This window comes from Phaeodactylibacter xiamenensis (genome assembly GCF_965229835.1).
GTDB classification, from domain to species: Bacteria; Bacteroidota; Bacteroidia; order Chitinophagales; family Saprospiraceae; genus Phaeodactylibacter; species Phaeodactylibacter xiamenensis.
The window spans coordinates 7,152,482-7,165,550 of sequence record NZ_OZ245931.1 but is presented as its reverse complement, the minus strand read 5'-3'; the positions used below and the strand labels follow the sequence as shown (position 1 = coordinate 7,165,550).

The following is a 13,069-nucleotide window of genomic DNA, read 5'->3' as shown; positions in this document are numbered from 1 at the left end:
CAAACCAAGTAAAACCCATGGAATACTACGAAAATATCCTGCATACCATTGGAAATACACCGCTTGTCAAGCTCCATAAAGTCGTTAAAGACATCCCGGCAACGGTACTGATGAAAGTGGAGACCTTCAATCCGGGACACTCTATCAAAGACCGGATGGCAATGAAGATGCTACAAGATGCAGAAGCCCGGGGGGACATCAAACCCGGAGGGACCATCATTGAATGTACTTCCGGCAATACGGGCATGGGCCTGGCCCTCGCGGCAGCAGTCAAAGGCTACAAATGTATTTTCACCACCACCGATAAGCAGTCGAAGGAAAAAATAGACCTCCTCCGCGCAGTGGGTGGCGAAGTCATTGTTTGCCCTACTAATGTAGAGGCCGATGACCCTCGTTCTTACTACAGCGTAGCCCGCCGCCTGAGCACGGAAATCCCTAACAGCTACTGGTGCAATCAGTATGACAATCTGTCCAACCGCACCGCTCACTACGAAAGCACCGGCCCTGAAATCTGGAAACAGACCGATGGTAAAATCACTCACATGATAGTGGGTGTGGGCACCGGCGGCACCATTTCCGGCACCGGGCGCTACCTCAAGGAGCAAAACCCGGATGTTAAAATCTGGGGCATTGACACTTATGGCTCCGTTTTTAAGAAGTACCACGAGACGGGCGAGTTTGACGAAAAGGAAATCTACCCTTATATCACAGAAGGCATAGGCGAAGATATTATCCCCGAGAATGTGGACTTCAAAGTAATTGACCGCTTCGAAAAGGTGACCGATAAGGACGGTGCCCTCATGGCCCGGCGCCTGGCCCGCGAAGAAGGCCTACTGCTGGGCTATTCTGCAGGTTCTGCTGTTGCCGGACTGTTGCAGCTTAAGGATGAACTTACGCCTGAAGATGTGGTGGTGGTGGTTATCCACGATCACGGAAGCCGCTACGTCGGTAAAATCTATAATGATGAATGGATGCGGGAACGGGGCTTCCTGGAGCGCGAACTTTGTGTGCGCGACTTGCTGAATATGAAGCATGACGACCGTTTCATTACCCTTAGCGAAACGGATACCGTTCAGGCTGCCTTCAAAATGATGAAGGACCACGATATTTCTCAGTTGCCAGTCATGCGGGAAGGTGAAATGGTCGGCTCGATCACGGAAACTGCTGTCTTGTCCTACTTATTGGAAAATCCCATGAACCACGCTGAGCAAACCGTTGCGGCGATCATGGGCGCTCCGTTCCCACTGGTAGAGGAAGATCTGCCTTTTTCTCAGCTGAGCAAATACGTAGACCGGACTATTCCGGCCGTTATTGCGAAAGACAAGGCGGGCACTCTGCACATTCTGACACAGTACGATATTATCCGGGCAGTGTAAATAAGGTTAGGCAAGGCATTCGCTTTCGGGAGAGGAATGCCTGCTAATCCATCCGGCCTAGAAGAGCTCCACCTGATTAGGGATATGCCCGCTCACCCGGCGTTTCACCTGCTTGGGAGTGGCCTCCGTCTTCAGCATTCTGCGGACGACGCGCAGGCGATGGGTATATCGTTTTTCAGACCGGTCATAAATACCGTAGTGGTCAATCTTATCAATGCGTACGCTACCAAAAGCGTGAATCACCTCCGCATCCGGCAAAATAATACCGCAATGGGTAATCCGGCCGGTACGGTTTTCAAAGAAAGCCACATCACCAGGCATAGACTGCTCCACAAAATCTACGGCTGTACCGATGTAGACCTGTTGGGCTGCTTCACGGGGCAAAGCAATATTGGCAATTTTGAACACCATTTGTATGAAGCCGGCAGCATCTATACCCATGGGGGAACGCCCACCGTGGAGGAAGGGCGCATGCAGATAACGCCGCGCAATTTTGAGGATAAATTCGGCAGAAGGCTTGATGTGCTCCGGAAAAACTGCCTGGCCACTGAAGGTATAGACCGTATTGTCAAGTGCGAAGCGCATGCCATCGAAGTTGGGCAGACGTGCGCCCATAACCACAGGTATCACTTCATTATCCGCCATTAGAGGTTGAAAAAGCTCCAGGCTGTAGGCAAAGTGCTCCCGGAAAACCGACAATTCACTGGGTGTAATGGCTTTGAGCTGATTGGCAGCCACCCAGCCAACGTAATTGTCCCAGATACAGCGTATTTTTGCCCATTGCCGGCCTTTGGTTTCCAGCACCTCAGCCAGCTCACCAAACAGTAGTTGGGACACGATCTCGCTCTTGTCCGAAGAATTGCTCCGGATAGGCACGTTGCTCAATGGGCAAATAGCGTAAGAGGGCATGCATGCGGGTTTACGGAAATCAAGATATTTTCAAAAATAATAAATATCAGCCAATTCCGTTCCTATTTCTGACTTATCAGCGCGAAATACTCGTTTTAGTCCGGCGGCCTGTTTAACTTTGGCCGCACAATCACATGAACCGATTCTATGAAGAAGCTATTCCTGCTCCTTTTTTGTTTTACTTTGCTGAGTGGCCTGCGCCTTACCGCGCAAGACCAGCACTTTACTCAATTCTTCGCAGCACCGCTCACCCTTAACCCGGCTCTGAGCGGCACCTTCAACGGAAAATACCGGGTGGCGCTCGTCTACCGGGACCAAAACCCGTATCAGACTTATGCCGGAGCTGTTGACCTGCGCTTCGGGCTCAACAGCATTGGCAAGCGGTATAAGGATGCCTTTGGTGTGGGTGTGGTTTTTTACAATGATCGGGTGCCCAAATTCGGCTTTTCCAATAATCAGATCAATGTCGCCGGGGCTTTTCACAAAAGCCTGAGCAAATCCAACGATCAGTTCTTAAGCGCCGGCTTCCAGGCAGGGCTGGCACAGCGCAACTTCGGCTACGAGCGCTTCAATTTTGAAGATCAGTTCGGTGGCGATGATGGGTATACCAATCCAAGCGCTGAAATCCTTCCTGCCAATAACTTTGCCTATGGCGATATTTCGGCGGGTATTAATTACACCTATGCGCCCAAGAAAGGAGTTTCTGTCTATGCGGGTGCCGCGATGCACCATATTTTGGAGCCGCAGATCAGTTTCTTTTATAACGAGGATCAGCCCGAACTGGGCAATTCCGACTTTCTGCACCGCAAATACACCGCTTATGTCAATGTGAATATCCCGGTAGGCCTGGGTATTCAGATTCAGCCTCGGGCGCTGCTGTATGCACAGGGCCCTCACCTGGCGGCTAATGCGGGCAGCAATATCCGCTTCCTGATTGATGAAATTTCAGGCGTAGCCCTGCATACCGGAGGCTGGGTACGCCCGGTCCGGGACGAGCTGGATAACTTCATGCTCGATGCCGTTGTGGGCATGGTAGGTATTGAGTTCAGCAACTTCCTGCTGGGGCTGAGCTATGATGCCCGCATTGACGGTATAGGCTCCCTGCGCAAACAACGGGGCGCTTTTGAGCTCTCTCTGGCTTATCTGGGCGAGTACGAGGACGAGGTGGTGCTTTGCCCTAAGTTTTAACCGTAACAGAGGTTGATGCCGGTTACAAATTTGGAGTTCTTACTCAACCGGAAAGGCAAGTGCTGCAGGATGAATGCCGTACCCTCGTCTTCCTGCTGATCGTATTTGACTTCAATTACAGTAGCGGAATCCGTAAAAGGCAGGGCAGGCTCCCGGTGCGCCTGATAGGGCCCGAACCGCAGCCCGGTATCCATTGTGAGCCGGAAAGGCAGCGCGGGTGCCCCCCAGTAAGAACGCTGGTAAGTATTGAACAAAACGGGTTGTAAGTCCAGTCCCTTTCCCAGGGTTTCCCGGCACAGGCTGACCAGCTTTTCCCAGTCCAAAGCACTGTACCTGCCTTCCGGTAAGGGGTAATGCTTTTTCCACCCTACCAGATTGTCTTTGATTTTTACCTCCAGCACCGGATTGCGGATGCAGGAGAAATCGTCCCCGTACCAGCGAAGGCGATACTTCAGGCGTTGGGGCGTACCGGTGACATTATCCTGAAAAGCAGCAAAATCAGGCGTATCAAAATATAAATTATTAATCTGCCGGGGTGGGAACAGCGGCCGAAAGCCCGCCGGGTGCTGCCGGATGACCACCTGGACCACCTGCGGGTGAGCATGCTCTATGCGGTACTTGCGTTCGTACCGCATACCTACATCGTAATATTCTCCACTACTTCCAAACCGTACCCGATCAGTCCCACCCGTTTACGGGGCGTATTGGTGATGAGCCGCAGCTTGGTCACATTCATATCGTGCAGGATTTGTGCACCTACACCAAAGTCCCGCTGGGTCATTTCGGCTCGTTTGCTGAGCTCAGGGTTTTCGCCATTATACTGCCGCTTCTGATAATCTGCAAGGTGGTGAAGAATAGCATCTGATTTCTCGCTGTGGCGCATGTAGAGCAGCAAACCCTGATCTTCTTCAGCAATCATCTCAACGGCTTTTTGCAGCTGTACACCGTAGCTATTGAAAAGACCGCCCAAAATTTCACCAGTTTCGGTAGAGGAATGCACACGTACCAGGACGGGGTCATTTACTTTCCAGTCGCCTCTTTTTATAGCCAGGTGGATATCATCCGTGGTGAGTTGGCGGAATGCGATGACTTCGAAGGGCCCGTATTGGGTATCAATGGAAACAGATAGCTCCCGCTTGATCAGGCGCTCGTTGCGCATCCGGTAAGCCACCAAATCTTTGATGGCGATGACTTTGAGGTCGAAGCGCTCTGCAATTTTCATGAGTTCCGGCAGGCGGGCCATCGTCCCGTCTTCGTTAAGGATCTCCACCAGTACACCTGCTGGCTCAAAGCCGGCAAGACGAGCCAGGTCGATGGCTGCTTCAGTATGCCCGGTACGGCGGAGGACGCCCCCGGTCTTGGCCCGCAGCGGGAAAATATGCCCCGGGCGGGCGTAATCAGTAGACTTGGTAGCCGGGTCCACTAATTTTCGGATACCGGTAGCCCGGTCGTAAGCCGAAATACCTGTAGTACAACCATGCCCAATCAGGTCGATCGATACGGTAAAAGCCGTTTCATGCAGGGCGGTATTGGAAGAGACCATCATTTTGAGGTCCAGCTCATCTGCCCGCTTTTCATCAATAGGCGAACAGATCAACCCACGCCCATGAGTGGCCATAAAATTAATGATCTCTGGCGTCACACACTCGGCTGCACAGATAAAATCGCCTTCATTTTCGCGGTCTTCGTCATCCACCACAATGATTACCTTTCCCGCTTTAATATCACGGATGGCCTCATCAATGGTATTGAGTTGAAAACCCTGTTGCTTAGTTACGTTTAGTTGGTTGCCAGACATTTGAGCGTACTCCTTTAATAAATTTGAAAAAACCGGTAAGCAAAGCCAGGTTCATTGCCAAAAAATAATGGGCACCCCGCAGGGGCAGCCAATGCAAGCCTGCTTTCCGAAGCAGCTGATCCAGGACGGGCACCAGGATGATACCACCCGTCAATACGGCAAACAACCACTGCCAGAATAAGTTGCCCAATGCTGCGAGGACAGCACTGCCCGCCAGGATCAAAAGTAGGAAAAACGGGCCAAGCCACCGAAGGGCTTTATGAGAAAAAAACGCAAACTGCAGCGGATTTACCGGTGGCCACCACAAATGCGGGAATGTCGTCAGGTTTTGAAAATTGCCGGCTGAGATACGGGCTTTCCGGCGGTATTCCTCTTGTATTTCATGAGAAACAGCTTCGTAACAGATGGCGTCCAGTTCGTTAATGGCTAGCCCGCCCTGCTCAAACATACGCATGGTGATGTAAAAGTCATCCACCAGATAGGTTGGAGGCACTCTGCTGAAATAGCGGGCCCGGATCGCATAAAAGCCGCCAAAGGGGCCCATCATTCGACCCCAGACCAGCCCTTCGTAGTGTTTCAGGCGGACCTCACCGGAGATGTAAGTATTCTCCGCTTCGGAAATGCCCTGTTGCTGCATACCCGTATGCAATATGTGTGCATCGACCAGCCCGATTTCCGGATTTTGGAAGTGCTGTACGAGCTTGAACAGCACCTCGGGAGCAGGCATAACGCTTGCATCCGTTACCACAAAAATGGGGTCGATACCGTCTGATGCGAATTGCTGCCGGGCGTACCCTGCCAGTTCATTGATAACTTCGGGCTTGCCCCGCCTTTGCTGAAACGGGAAAAAGTGGATGTGCTTTTTCTCCGCAGCGATGGGCGCAATGATATCATTTGTGCGGTCATCTGAACAGTCCGAACCAATAAAAATGGACAGCCGCCCCTCCGGATAACGAAGGTCAAGCAGGTGAGCCATTTTCTCTTCGATAACTGCTTCCTCATTGTAGGCCGACATGATCACCGCTACCTGCGGCCAGTTAGATTCGGGATGGTAGACATCCTGATTGGGTGATTTCCCGCGTGCCAGCCAGCGCATCAGCGAAGGGTAAATCAGGTATGTATGTAACAGCGCCAGTGCGCTCAGCCCAACCATGATATGTAGCGCCCATTGCCCCATGCATCAGAGCGCTTCAACGCTTAATTCCGCATAAGCCTGTACCAAACGGCGGGCCACCTCCATGCTGTCATACTGCTCCAGTACGAAGCGGCGGGCTTCACGCCCGAGGGTTTCGAGTTCTTTTTGCTCCTGAAGCTTGGAAGCTTCTGCTATCTGCCGGGCGAATTCCTCAGGGCTGTTAGCGATCAGGGCGTGGATACCTGGCTCCGCGCTAATGCCTTCCATCCCCATTTGCGTACTAAGGACCGCTTTGCCCAGAGCCATACCTTCCAGAATTTTGGCACGCATGCCGCTACCGGAAAGCAAAGGCACCACCATCAGGCTGTGCTGATTGATGAAGGCGCTTGCACTTGGGACTTCTCCTTCTACTACGATTCCCGGGCGGTTCATCCGGTATAGCCATTTGGGCGTATTCCGACCGGCAATATGGAGCGTCAGGCCCGGCTGTTGTGCCTGTACCAGCGGCCAGACCTTGTCCAAAAACCACTGCAAACCTTCCAGATTAGGCATCCAGTCCAGAGAACCAATGAAAGAAAGGGACAATGGCTTCTGAAAACTGGAATAGTCTGGCTGATAAGATTGGCTGTCCACCCCGATTGGCGTGATCGTAGCTGACCCCTCGTAGCCCAGTTCCCGGAAACGCTCCAGGTCTCCCCGGGTAATAGCGGCCAGGTGGTCATAGGCTTTCAGTTGGCTGATTTCGTATTGCCGAAGCCGCCCGGTCAGATGGCGGAGGTACCATCGCTTGGGCCAGAGGGCTGTATTTTGGCTGATGCGCTCCCAGATTTCAAATTCTACGTTATGCGCCCGCATGCTCACTACCGCATCCGAATATTTTCGAATAGCCGGAATGTAGGGCGATAAATAGGGTGTTTCAAGCTGTATAACATCGAACTCGGTTTGCCGGAGCAGTTTTACTAGTTTTTTTTCAAAGTCAGAAGAACAAAAACGGGCAATATGATAGGACGCTGTACCCCGAAGGTGCCACAATGCCTGCAGAGGCTTCACCCGGTTGTCGACTTTCACATCGTGAATACTGGCGTAATGATTAAAAGCCTTTGGCAATTTCTCTTTTGGAAAATAGTGCTTGCTCGTATTCATAGCCAACAGATGCACTTCGTGCCCAAGTGCTTTCATTGACCGGCTCAGGGCGGTCACGGCGATAGATTCACCATCTTTTAGCGGAAAAGGAAATTTTTTACACAGCTGAAGAATTCTCATTCATCCTTTTTTTCCGGCGGCTTGACCTGGAATTGATTCGTAAATAGCTCAACATGTGGGGCCTGGCAACAGTGGTGGGCCGACAGCCAGTAAAAATTCAGACTCGCTTCACTGGCGGTCAAAGGTCTGCAAAAATAACGTTTTTTTCCAAAATGCGGGGTGAATATGGCTTGGGCTTTGGGGTATGGATTGCACGCAAAGAAGCGGAGGGGGAGCGCAAAGGGCGCAAAGAGTACAAGAGAAAGGGCTCGCAAAGACGCGAAGAGGTAGGGCAAAGGGCGTAAGCAACAGGACATCAATCGACCTCTTCTGTTTCTGCGGTCCAGGGTGGGCAGACCACGCACCAGAAGTGGAGCGGTTCTTCGCCCGTGTTTTTAATGTATTGCTCAGCGCCGGGTGGAATGAAAATGACGCTGCCTGGTCGGGCTTCCATGATTTGCCCGGCAACGAAGGCCTTGCCCTGTCCCTGCACTATGATGTAAGTCTCTGAACGCCCGTGCAGGACGTGTGGCCGGGAAGCTTCTCCGGGCTGCAAAGCGGCGTGTGCCAGACTGAAGCCAAAGTCAACTCCATCGTTCTTGGGGTGCAGGACTTCCCGGATTTCGGTGTCGTCTCCGGCTGTAAAGGAAGCAATGGACTGTAGCTGCTTATGAATAGGATGCATAGTAAGTAGGGGATAAAACCGGGCGGTTAATGCCACCGCCCGGTGATGGTTTTTTATTCGTCGCTGATCATTTCGTAAGTGTTGTTCTCCCGGTCAATATCGGCCATGCCAAAATCGGGATCGATCACCACCTTTTCGATGTCTTTGGCTTTCACACCCAGGTCCAGCTCATACTGAGGGTGCGTCCATGGCCAGTCTTCAGCCAGCTCCATATCATTCAGTGGTTTGTGGCCACGCATGATACGCAGCGGCACGAGTATCCGCTTGCTCGTGCCATCGGTAAGCACCACTTCCACCTCCACAGGCATAGGCATAATGCCTACCCGGTTCAGTACAGCTACGGCGGTACGCCCATCGACCTTCACGTTCTCAATGCCGTAGTCTATGGTATGTGTGGTGTTAATCCAATATTCGCGGTACCAGTCCAGCTCTATCATGGATTGCTTCTCCATGATACGGATGAAGTCATTGGAGTTGGGGTGCTTGAACTTCCAGGTATCAAAGTAGCGGAGCATGCCCTGATCGAAGGCATCTTCCCCGATGATGTACTTGAGTTGCTCCAGGAAAACAGCGCCTTTGACATAAGAAGCCACGCCGTAAGCGGAATTAGTATTAAAGTGGTCCGAATGGGTGATCAGGGGTTCCTCCAGCCCGCTTTGGGAGAAATTAGCGTAGCCCATGTAGGAGCCCAGGTGAGGATTATCGGAAGCTTCGCCGGGAATCAAACCCTTTTCGCGCAGGTGGTTCATCACATTACTACTGGCCCAGCTGGTGAAGCCTTCGTCCATCCAGGCGTACAGGGCTTCGTTGGTACCCAGCAGCATTTGGTACCAGCTATGCATGAGCTCGTGTACCGATACGCCTACCAGACTGGGCAGGCTGCGCTCGCCGGTAATCAGGGTCGCCATTGGATATTCCATACCGCCATCGCCTCCCTGAATGAAGGAGTATTGTTCGTAAGGGTACTGCCCGTAATTTTCATTGATGAATGCAAATGCCTCGTCCATGATAGCGGGCAGGGCTTCCCAGTTCTCTTTGGTGCGCTCGTTCTCCTGGTAGAAGAAGTGCATCACCATACCATCTTCCCGCTCGTAGGTGGTATGGGTGTAGTCAGGATCGGCACCCCAGACAAAGTCGTGCACATCCGGAGCGACAAAATTCCAGGAAAGTTTTTTGCCTTTTTTCACCTTCACAGCTTTATCGGTATACCCGTGACCGATTTCTTTCGGATTTTGCAGGTAGCCCGTAGCACCGATGATGTACTCGCTGTCGATATGAATGGTCACGTCAAAATCGCCCCAGATGCCGTAAAACTCCCGGCCTACATAGGGATTGGCATGCCACCCCTGATAGTCGTATTCTGCCATCTTGGGGTACCACTGAGCCATGGAGTAGGAAATCCCCTCGGCATTATCGCGTCCGGAACGGCGGATTTGTACCGGCACCTGCGACTCGAACTCCATTTCAAAAACGGCTTTCGAATTAGGCAGAATGGGCTGAGGCAATTGTACTTCCAGGATGGTGCCCACGACTTCAAAGGTGGCCTTTTTCCCATCCACGGTAAGGCTGTTGATTTCATGGTAGCCGATCTCATCCGGCTCCAACTCACCAATCCGGCCTCCTACCCGTGGGTCCGAGTCCTTCAGGTTTTGGGAGCGTACATCCATCATGCTGTTCGGCTGGAACGCATTGAAGTACAGGTGGTAAAAGGCCCGGTGCAGGGTGTCCGGGGAATTATTGGTGTAAACCAGCATTTGCTTACCATCGAACTGATGTTTCTTGACATCAAAGTCGATATCCATCGTATATTTTGCAGCCTGCTGCCATCGGTCGGGTTGTGCCTGCAAAGCGGCCATTGTGATGCAACAGAAAAAAAGAGAATACCAAATTTTCATATAGTCAATTGATTGTGTTTCTAAAGCCTAAGTCATTGGCAAAGGTAACAAGCCATCCCTGATCATCCGGGTGCAAAAATTGGGAGCTATTCCTCAGATTGCTGCTCTTCCGGGTACTCAATGCGCACATGGTGTACACTGCGCATGAGTTGCTGAAAAACCGTTTTGCAGGTTTCCAGCTCAGAGAAGGTCAGCTCAGAGTCTTCCAGTTGCCCCATCGCCATTTTACCGGCTATGATTTTATCGATCAGTTCCAGCAGTGCCTCCTCTGTTGGGTTTTTCAGGCTTTTGCAAGCCGCCTCTATACTGTCCGCCAGCATGAGAATGGTCTCTTCCTTGGTGACGGGCTTGGGGCCGGGATAGCGAAAATCCTGTTCGTCCACTTCCTCGTCCGGATGATCTTTAATGTAATTGCGGTAGAAGTATTCTACCCGGGTCGTGCCGTGATGGGAGGTGATGAAGTCGATTAAAACGTTGGGGAGGCGGGCTTTTTTAGCCATTTTCACGCCCTCTGTGACGTGGCTGATAATGATTTCAGCACTTTCCTTATCAGAAATATCCAGGTGCGGGCTTTTATTACTTTGGTTTTCAATAAAAAAGGAAGGCTGTAGGGTCTTTCCTATATCGTGGTACAGGGCAGCGACTTTCACCAGCAGGTGGTTTGCACCGATGGCACGGGCGGCTTCTTCTGATAAGTTAGCGACCTGAAGGGAATGCTGAAGGGTGCCCGGTGCTTTATTGGCTAACTGCCGGAGCAACGGCCGGTTCATATCAGACAACTCCACCAGCGAGATCGATGAAGTAAAACCAAAGAACCGTTCCAGCAACGGGATGAGCGGATAGGCCAGCAGGGTCATGAACGCGCTGATCGCTAACCAGGACAATACCGACAAGTCAATATCCTGATAATTACCTTCCTGAATTAGTGAGAGCCCGACATATCCGAGCAGGTACACTACAAAAATATACAGGATGGAATAGAAGAACCGGGTCCAGTCCCTCGTGTCCACATCGCTGAGCAGTACGACAATACCGGCAAGAATCTGAAGGAAAGTAAACTCATACCCCAGAGAAGACAGGAAACTCGCCAGTAATATCACTACCAGATGGGTGAATAAAGCCAGCTGCTCATCATAAAAGTTTTTGATGACAATCGGCACGATACAAAACGGGATCATGTAGGTACTGAGCAATGCCACCTGTTCTACTGCGTACACCAGATAACTGAACGCCACCAGCCAGAGCATGATGAAGACCAGCTTATTGAAGCGGGAGAAGACCGCCTGAGCATACAAGCGCACATACAACAGGAAGATGCCAATAATAAGAGTGGACAGCAGGGCGTATCCTGCCAGAACACCAGTATAAGACTGCTCCTCCGTTACTTCCTCCCGGTACTTGGCTTTGAAGGATTGGAGCTTTAGATAGATTTCTTCAGTGATATAGCCGTTTTCGGTTACGATGAGGTCGCCCTTGGATACTCGTCCCCGGTAGAGGCCCACCTGGCTTAGCTCTTCTGCCAGCAAGCGCTGGCTAAGAGTGTCATTGTAGATAACATTGGGAGCGATAGACGACTCCAGCAGGCCGTAGAGAAAGTCAGACTCCGCCAGTTTACTGTACGGCAAGGACTCCGACAGAGAGGCTTCTGCTTCCGGCACCGTAGTCAGGTTTTCCAAAGTCTGGGGGTGAGTGGTATTGCCCCTAAGCACATTCACTACAAAGTCCGCCGGTTTGTCTTTGTGCGCTTTGTCCAGCTCTGCGATGCCTGCCTTATACAAATCCTGCAGCAGGTTTTTGCCGTAGGTACGGTATTTATCCGGATTGCGGGTGACATCCGGAAACTGCTCTTCGTTGATTTCCTCCAATTGCGCCGTAAACCGGTCCTCAAAGCCCGTAATCTGCATTTCAGTGATGGAAGGCAGCTGCTCGTAATAAGGTGAAAAGCTATCCTTTATACGGGCTCTCTCTTGTTCAATTTCCTGGTCCGGTTTGAGAATAGCGAAGTCAAAGGGTGCCCGAAGGTCCTCATAGCGCCAGCGCTGCCCCTTGTCAAATTCGTATTTGAACTTTACATTGTTCGGGAACAGGAAGCTGATGATGGCTACCACACCAGCCACCATGAGGTATTTGACCAATGTAGGAAGCCCTTCTATCGTCGTTTTCCATGCACTCATAGGGGTAAAGATACGGTTTTAGGGCTTATGAACCACGCCTTTGCTCAATGTAGGGCGGCGCGCTCCGGTCAACCTTTTTTACGCGGTGCCCACACCACCTCATCAATCCCTTTGGAGTAGCCAATAAAACGGGCCAGGATAAACAGGTAGTCCGACAGGCGGTTGAGGTACTGCACAACAACAGGCTCTACCCGGGATTCCTGAGACAGGGCTACCACGAGTCGCTCTGTCCGGCGACAGACACAGCGGGCGATGTGCGCACTCGAAACGGCAGGGTGCCCACCCGGCAGAATGAAGTTCTTTAGTTCAGGAAGCACTTCGTCCATTTCATCCATAGCCTTTTCCAGGGCTTCAATATCGGTAGCCTGAATATCGGGCACGGGCATATCTTTATCCGGATCGGAAGCCAGGTTGGCCCCGATGGTGAACAGGCGGTCCTGAATGTCTTTGAGCAATGCCCGTACAGCAGGCTCTGTGAACTGATCCCGGACCATACCAATGTGCGCATTCAGTTCATCAACAGTACCGTATGCTTCAATTCGGAGGTGGCTCTTAGGCAGGCGTTTGCCACCGAAAAGGCCAGTGGTGCCGGCATCACCTGTCTTTGTATAGATTTTGAAACCCATAATTGGTTGTCGTTTTCATGGGTCAACAAGCAGCAGGAGCC

11 protein-coding genes are annotated in these 13,069 nt (G+C 51.6%); 2 read left to right on the top strand and 9 right to left on the bottom strand.

From position 1 onward, the window contains the following. Positions 1 to 17: 17 nt before the first annotated feature. Positions 18 to 1,376, top strand: coding sequence for a pyridoxal-phosphate dependent enzyme (locus tag ACO08I_RS27585; protein WP_282776045.1), 1,359 nt, complete (start codon positions 18 to 20; stop codon positions 1,374 to 1,376). 57 nt (positions 1,377 to 1,433) lie between these two features. On the opposite strand, the gene ACO08I_RS27580 is transcribed toward ACO08I_RS27585, so the two are convergent. After that, on the bottom strand, positions 1,434 to 2,285 hold the full coding sequence (locus ACO08I_RS27580; RefSeq protein WP_282776047.1) for an NlpC/P60 family protein: 852 nt from the start codon (positions 2,283 to 2,285) through the stop codon (positions 1,434 to 1,436). 147 nt (positions 2,286 to 2,432) lie between these two features. Between ACO08I_RS27580 and ACO08I_RS27575 the strand changes: the two genes are divergently transcribed. After that, on the top strand, positions 2,433 to 3,473 hold the full coding sequence (locus tag ACO08I_RS27575; protein ID WP_044224189.1) for a PorP/SprF family type IX secretion system membrane protein: 1,041 nt from the start codon (positions 2,433 to 2,435) through the stop codon (positions 3,471 to 3,473). Here the strand turns inward: ACO08I_RS27575 and ACO08I_RS27570 are convergent. From ACO08I_RS27570 to ACO08I_RS27535, 8 genes are all read right to left on the bottom strand, one after another. Then, the gene (locus ACO08I_RS27570; protein ID WP_044224187.1) at positions 3,470 to 4,108 is read right to left on the bottom strand and encodes a polyphosphate polymerase domain-containing protein; all 639 of its coding nucleotides are present in this window, start codon (positions 4,106 to 4,108) and stop codon (positions 3,470 to 3,472) included. The genes ACO08I_RS27575 and ACO08I_RS27570 overlap by 4 nt on opposite strands. Positions 4,109 to 4,110: 2 nt before the next feature. Beyond that, entirely contained in the window at positions 4,111 to 5,271 is a 1,161-nt protein-coding gene (gene ribB, locus ACO08I_RS27565; RefSeq protein ID WP_044224185.1) for a 3,4-dihydroxy-2-butanone-4-phosphate synthase, read from the bottom strand. Beyond that, positions 5,243 to 6,448 (bottom strand): glycosyltransferase, encoded by a 1,206-nt coding sequence (locus ACO08I_RS27560; protein WP_421947730.1) that lies wholly within the window; start codon positions 6,446 to 6,448, stop codon positions 5,243 to 5,245. The genes ribB and ACO08I_RS27560 overlap by 29 nt, the downstream gene beginning before the upstream one ends. Positions 6,449 to 6,451: 3 nt before the next feature. Beyond that, complete coding sequence (locus ACO08I_RS27555) at positions 6,452 to 7,669, bottom strand: glycosyltransferase family 4 protein (protein ID WP_421947729.1); 1,218 nt, start codon at positions 7,667 to 7,669, stop codon at positions 6,452 to 6,454. A 295-nt stretch (positions 7,670 to 7,964) separates the two neighbouring features. Next, complete coding sequence (locus ACO08I_RS27550; RefSeq protein WP_044224177.1) at positions 7,965 to 8,333, bottom strand: cupin domain-containing protein; 369 nt, start codon at positions 8,331 to 8,333, stop codon at positions 7,965 to 7,967. A 53-nt stretch (positions 8,334 to 8,386) separates the two neighbouring features. After that, positions 8,387 to 10,228, bottom strand: a complete 1,842-nt coding sequence (locus ACO08I_RS27545; RefSeq protein ID WP_421947728.1) for a M1 family metallopeptidase — start codon at positions 10,226 to 10,228, stop codon at positions 8,387 to 8,389. 86 nt (positions 10,229 to 10,314) lie between these two features. Then, positions 10,315 to 12,402, bottom strand: coding sequence for an HD family phosphohydrolase (locus ACO08I_RS27540; RefSeq protein ID WP_044224172.1), 2,088 nt, complete (start codon positions 12,400 to 12,402; stop codon positions 10,315 to 10,317). A gap of 68 nt (positions 12,403 to 12,470) precedes the next feature. After that, the gene (locus tag ACO08I_RS27535) at positions 12,471 to 13,028 is read right to left on the bottom strand and encodes a cob(I)yrinic acid a,c-diamide adenosyltransferase (protein WP_044224171.1); all 558 of its coding nucleotides are present in this window, start codon (positions 13,026 to 13,028) and stop codon (positions 12,471 to 12,473) included. Between the last annotated feature and the right edge of the window lie 41 nt (positions 13,029 to 13,069).

What these genes read in the sequence shown, in the direction of transcription:
- ACO08I_RS27585 (WP_282776045.1), top strand. Translation starts at nt 18, where the DNA reads ATGGAATACTACGAAAATATCCTGCATACCATTGGAAATACACCGCTT.
- ACO08I_RS27580 (WP_282776047.1), bottom strand. Translation starts at nt 2,285, where the DNA reads ATGCCCTCTTACGCTATTTGCCCATTGAGCAACGTGCCTATCCGGAGC.
- ACO08I_RS27575 (WP_044224189.1), top strand. Translation starts at nt 2,433, where the DNA reads ATGAAGAAGCTATTCCTGCTCCTTTTTTGTTTTACTTTGCTGAGTGGC.
- ACO08I_RS27570 (WP_044224187.1), bottom strand. Translation starts at nt 4,108, where the DNA reads ATGCGGTACGAACGCAAGTACCGCATAGAGCATGCTCACCCGCAGGTG.
- ribB (WP_044224185.1), bottom strand. Translation starts at nt 5,271, where the DNA reads ATGTCTGGCAACCAACTAAACGTAACTAAGCAACAGGGTTTTCAACTC.
- ACO08I_RS27560 (WP_421947730.1), bottom strand. Translation starts at nt 6,448, where the DNA reads ATGGGGCAATGGGCGCTACATATCATGGTTGGGCTGAGCGCACTGGCG.
- ACO08I_RS27555 (WP_421947729.1), bottom strand. Translation starts at nt 7,669, where the DNA reads ATGAGAATTCTTCAGCTGTGTAAAAAATTTCCTTTTCCGCTAAAAGAT.
- ACO08I_RS27550 (WP_044224177.1), bottom strand. Translation starts at nt 8,333, where the DNA reads ATGCATCCTATTCATAAGCAGCTACAGTCCATTGCTTCCTTTACAGCC.
- ACO08I_RS27545 (WP_421947728.1), bottom strand. Translation starts at nt 10,228, where the DNA reads ATGAAAATTTGGTATTCTCTTTTTTTCTGTTGCATCACAATGGCCGCT.
- ACO08I_RS27540 (WP_044224172.1), bottom strand. Translation starts at nt 12,402, where the DNA reads ATGAGTGCATGGAAAACGACGATAGAAGGGCTTCCTACATTGGTCAAA.
- ACO08I_RS27535 (WP_044224171.1), bottom strand. Translation starts at nt 13,028, where the DNA reads ATGGGTTTCAAAATCTATACAAAGACAGGTGATGCCGGCACCACTGGC.